Origin of the sequence: Gallibacterium faecale, from assembly GCF_027920745.1 — a bacterium.
GTDB classification, from domain to species: Bacteria; Pseudomonadota; Gammaproteobacteria; order Enterobacterales; family Pasteurellaceae; genus Gallibacterium; species Gallibacterium faecale.
In genome coordinates, this window is the sequence record NZ_JAQIBB010000005.1 from 1 (window position 1) to 5,093 (window position 5,093).

Sequence of the window (5,093 nt, forward strand, 5' to 3'; positions counted from 1 at the left end):
GTTCTAAATTTTATTTTGCGCCAGTCTCGTGAATGTGAAGAAAAGGTTAACGAAATAGAAAACCTTTTTCAGGTTAACCAATAAGATGTATCCCCTATTTTTTATTAGTATGCAAACCCTATTTTTTATTCAGATGTAAACCCTGTAATAAAAGGCCTTTTAAAGGTAAGGGACAAAGCCCCTTCCCTTACGAGGGAAAAATGCCGTTATAGCCTTTACCTTTAGTTGAAGATAACAATGACAAAAGAAACATTTTTAATAGAAGTAATTAATGGTGTATCGAAAGTGAACAAAAATTAGACAGTGGTTCCAGTGGAACCAGTGGTTAAAAATTAGACAGTGGTTCCAGTGGAACCAGTGGTTAAAAAATAAACAGTGGTTCCAGTTACATAAGGAGTAAATACAATGAATAACAAATGGATTAAGTGTATAAACTTTGATTTACCCATTGAGCTAATTGCTTACCAGTACAATGAAAGAATTCCTTCAATAATTTCTTTCGTTCCTGATTTAGAAAATATTTGCCTTTCTCGTAAAGAGGCAAAACTATTTTTAAATTGGCTATTTTCAGGCTTAACCTCTAAATATTGGAAACAGTATGTTATAGAAGGGCAACAATGTTATGTTGATGATAAGACTGATAGATGTCCTTATGTCATTATGATGCCTTTAGTCGTTTTTCGTTATGAGTTTTGTCAATGGAGTAAAGAAAAAATATCACAAGATATGCAATTATTATTGGATATCCTCTTTATGAAAACTATTAGTTGGCGAAAATCTCAAGCTGATACAATAGCAATTACTTTTTATCTGGAAAGTTAGGTTAAATTTGGTTGCTGTTTATAATTGTTTAGATCTTCAATCATTGTTGTAAAATCAGCTTCTTTTGCTTTATTTTGATCTGAAGTCCATTTAAGTGTTATGTTATGAGCTCTTAATATATCCAGTAGTTCGTCGATTTGCTTTGCATCACATTGAGTATAAATATAAAGTTTTCTTAATGTGCTTTCCCTTGGTTTAGCTGATTTAAGCTGCATAAAGCCTATCCAGTAAATTTTTTCCATTTCATTTACGATATTAGGTAAATTATTCCTCAGGTTAAGGTTAGGGTAATATTTTCGTAGAACATTAATTTTTTGTTGTACTGATAAATGTTCAGGGATTTTTTGATTTAACTTGTCAAAGAAATCACTAAGATTGAAAGCGCTTTTTCCTCCTACTATGCCAAGTTCATCCTTAATAGCTTGTTTTAGATCTTCATTAAAATAAATTCCAAATACACCATTACTATGACTGCCGTATAGCTTAAGTTGCTTCATACAGTTAGTGTTTTTGAGATAAAGAAATAATTTATCTTTAGATTTTTTATCTTTATCAGAAAAAAACATAAAAAATATAAAATGCCCTTTTTGATATTTTATTTCAAATGCAAATGTAAAATCTTTTCTTTTAATAGCCTCATTATAAGCGGTACTTAACCCATTCAAATTAAAATCAAAGCTCATATGTACCTCATTTTTTTGTATAAAATTAAAAAATAATTTCTCATTGTTCAGTGACTTACCTTTTTTTAATCTAAATATCTCAAAAATGCAATCACATTTCTAAATTATTAGATTAGGAGAGATTTATGCCAACAAAACATATTGATGAGGAACTTTGGAAGCAGGTAGAAGCTAAAACAGTTAATGTGATTATTCATACAAAAGAAATAGCTAAAGATACTGATGTGTTACAAGCCATTATTCAAAAAGGATTAGAACAAACCTCAATGGATGATCTTGTTAGTTATATTGCTTCAAAGAAACGGAGATAATTAATTATGAAATTGTTCTTATGTGAAAAACCCTCTCAAGGTCGAGATATTGCAAAATTCTTAGGTGCTACACAACGGGGAGATGGGTATTTGTCTAATCAAGATAAATCATTAGTGGTTACCTGGTGTATCGGTCATTTAGTGGAACAAGCAGAACCCCATGAGTATGATGAGACCTACAAGATATGGGATTTTAATGCGTTACCAATTATTCCTCCTAAATGGCTGATGAAAGTCAAAAAAGAAACCGCAAAACAATACAAGATTGTGATGGGGTTGATTAAAAAAGCACAACTTATTGTAATTTCAACTGACCCAGACCGAGAGGGCGAAGTTATCGCTCGTGAATTACTTGATATGTCAAATTATAAAGGTGTCATACAGCGCCTTTGGTTATCCGCACTAGATGATGGCAGTATTCGCAAAGCACTATCATCTTTGAAATCTGATGCAGATACAAAGTCCTTATATTTTGCTGGACTGGCAAGAAGTCGTGCTGATTGGTTAGTGGGCATGAATCTTACTCGATTATTTACCTTAATTGCACAAAAACAAGGCTATAAAGGTGTCATGAGTGTAGGGCGTGTACAAAGCCCTACATTGGCTATTGTTGTACAACGTGATCGCGAAATTGCAAATTTTATACCAAAGCCTTTTTGGCAAGTAAAAGTTGATTTAGTGAATAAGCAAAATCAAATGTTTTCTGCATTTTGGCAAGCACCTGAATCAAGTTGCGATGATGAGGGACGCTGTATCGATATGGCAGCCATTAATCAAATAATGTCAGGGTTAAATGTGTCATCAGCAATGAGGGTTGATAAGATTGAAACAAAGCCCAAATCAGAATCGCCACCTCTCGCTTTTGACTTAGGTACATTACAACAAACTTGTTCCAAATTATTTGGTATGGGCGCTGCTCAGGTATTGAAGATTGCTCAGTCATTATATGAAACACATAAAGCAACCACTTATCCGCGAACCGATTGTGGTTATCTCCCCGAATCGATGATTGCTGAAATTCCAATAGTAATAAAATCATTAATGATAAGCGATCCTAGAATTGAGCAAATCATTTCTACTCTCGATCTCACATTACGTTCTCGCATATGGAATGATAGTAAAATTACAGCTCACCACGGCATTATTCCGACAACACAAAAAGTAGATTTAAGCAAGATGGATGATAATGAATTAAAAATCTATCAACTCATTAGACAACATTACCTTGCTCAATTCTTACCATTGTACAAAGAGGAAAATACGGTAGCTACGTTGGAACATTCTGGCCATCAATTTGTAGCGAAAGGTAAACGCATCATTCAATTGGGCTGGAAAACGCTATTTACACATGATAAAGCGGAAGAGGAAGAAAAACAGATTTTACCAATATTAAATGAGAAAGATAGTTGCCAAATCAAAGATGCTCAAGTATTAACATTGAAAACAACTGCACCAAAACGGTACACAGAAGGCACATTAATTGCAGCAATGAAAAATGCGGCACGTTTTGTACAAGACGAAAGATTAAAGCAGCGTCTTAGAGAAACGGAGGGGCTGGGAACTGAGGCTACACGAGCAGATGTAATTGAAAACTTATTAAAACGTGGCTATTTGAAGAAAGAGAAAAATAATATTGTATCCACTGAAGCTGGCAGTGCTTTAATTGATATTTTACCAGATATTATTAAAGATCCTGGTATGACTGCATTGTGGGAGCAAGCTTTAAATGATATTGCGAATAATAAGTTAAGCTTGAATGAGTTTATGCAGAAACAATCACAATTTATAGCTCATATTGTGCAAAAGTGTAGTGATGTATCCCTAAACCTTACTACAGTAGGGACTGCATTAAAAAATCAAAAGAAAAAATTTAATAAAGGTTGGAAAAAATAATTAATCATTTTACAATAAATCTTGCAAAACCGTTGGTAACTTACGGCATAAAGTTACGCCTTTTAGATATATCTTATAGTTTTTGGTAACTCCTATAAGTTTATATCGCCCAAGACCGCTAGAGGTAATGCTGACTTGAACTGTATTGCCGAGCGTTTTGAAATCGGTCGTCCTTTTTATAGGTAAATGCTATTTTATCATCAAAAAGACTCTCTCTTTTTTCTTGTCAATGTCGTGAAGTCTTGTTTGTTTTTTCTTTTAAAGAATAAACAAGACTTCACGACTTATTCCCAACTTACCATAGAGCGATGGTGAAAAATGCTCGCCTTTTGTACGTTATGTGCTGCTGTTTTAACTGGTTAAGACGACTTAGTAATCAGTGGGGTATATGAATAATTGTAGATCATTTATATACGAGGGGATGAAATATAATTATTGGTATTATCTTTTTCGTCATAGCTTTACATCCGTCATAGTTTTACTATTGACAATTTCTTCTTATTAGGGTGTGATAAGGTTAATACTTATTACACCCTAATAATTAAATACCTTTCAGGAAAGAATAATATGAGTCAGGAACTTTCTTTTTTCATTATCCTATCTTTAGATGTGTTAGGTATTATGATTATTTTAGCATTTCATAAAAATAAACAATTTAAAAAATTTAATAAATTTAAAGCGATTATAAGAAATTCTTTAGATAAAGAGTATTTTACGGAAAATGCACTGGAATTATATGTGGATTGTGTTTCATTAAAATATGAGCAAGCTCTTCCAGTACTCTATGAGTTAATTATTGAATTAGAGCAAGAAGATTATCACCAAGATAAATTAGCTCACTTTCGTAAAGCAGTTGAGATTTATCAAAAAACAGGGTTCCTTTCTAATTTACATGAGACTATTCGTTTTAAGATGAGAGCATTAGCAAAACAAAATGAACAAACGAATGAAATTGTTTTTCAATTAGCAAAAGACATTCAATTGCTTCATTTAACAGATAAGTTCTGGAAACGCATCGGTATTATAGTTTCGATTATTTCAATGCTGATTGCGTTCTGGAAAAATTTACCAACGATTTCTCACTATCTATCTTCTATTTTTTAGTAAAATTGGTTAAATAATTAATCATTCATTTTTTTGATAAAAACACTATTTTGTTACTCATAGATTTATGAATGAGGGCAAAATATGTTTTTATTCACGCTTATTTATCGCTTTGTTCGGTATTTGTTACTACGAAAAAAACTCAAAAAGTTTTTTCTACAAGAGCAAGATATTTTAGTTAATGCGTCTATTGTAAAAGGTATTAATCCTACTCAAGTTAAATACAATATTCTTGCTTTTGAAACTTTTCGTAAGGAGATTGGTATTTCTAAAGGTGAAA

Annotated in this window: 6 protein-coding genes; 5 read left to right on the forward strand and 1 reads right to left on the reverse strand. The window is 32.3% G+C overall.

The genetic code is table 11. The features are described 5' to 3' along the window. Nucleotides 1-405 precede the first annotated feature (405 nt). Nucleotides 406-822: a hypothetical protein gene (locus tag PF272_RS00985; protein WP_271141304.1), complete on the forward strand. Its 417-nt coding sequence runs from the start codon at nt 406-408 to the stop codon at nt 820-822. Here the strand turns inward: PF272_RS00985 and PF272_RS00990 are convergent. Next, nucleotides 819-1,505 (reverse strand): hypothetical protein, encoded by a 687-nt coding sequence (locus PF272_RS00990; RefSeq protein ID WP_271141305.1) that lies wholly within the window; start codon nt 1,503-1,505, stop codon nt 819-821. The genes PF272_RS00985 and PF272_RS00990 overlap by 4 nt on opposite strands. A 125-nt stretch (nt 1,506-1,630) precedes the next feature. Between PF272_RS00990 and PF272_RS00995 the strand changes: the two genes are divergently transcribed. The 4 genes from PF272_RS00995 to PF272_RS01010 form a co-directional block, all read left to right on the forward strand. Continuing rightward, nucleotides 1,631-1,816 carry a hypothetical protein gene (locus PF272_RS00995; protein ID WP_271141306.1) on the forward strand — a complete coding sequence of 62 codons (186 nt, stop codon included), beginning with the start codon at nt 1,631-1,633 and terminating at the stop codon, nt 1,814-1,816. Nucleotides 1,817-1,822: 6 nt separating this feature from the next. Then, nucleotides 1,823-3,709: a DNA topoisomerase III gene (locus PF272_RS01000; RefSeq protein WP_271141307.1), complete on the forward strand. Its 1,887-nt coding sequence runs from the start codon at nt 1,823-1,825 to the stop codon at nt 3,707-3,709. A 567-nt stretch (nt 3,710-4,276) separates the two neighbouring features. Beyond that, entirely contained in the window at nt 4,277-4,813 is a 537-nt protein-coding gene (locus PF272_RS01005) for a hypothetical protein (protein ID WP_271141308.1), read from the forward strand. Between the two features lie 84 nt (nt 4,814-4,897). Then, on the forward strand, nt 4,898-5,093 hold a 196-nt coding region (locus tag PF272_RS01010), incomplete at its 3' end, for a hypothetical protein (protein WP_271141309.1).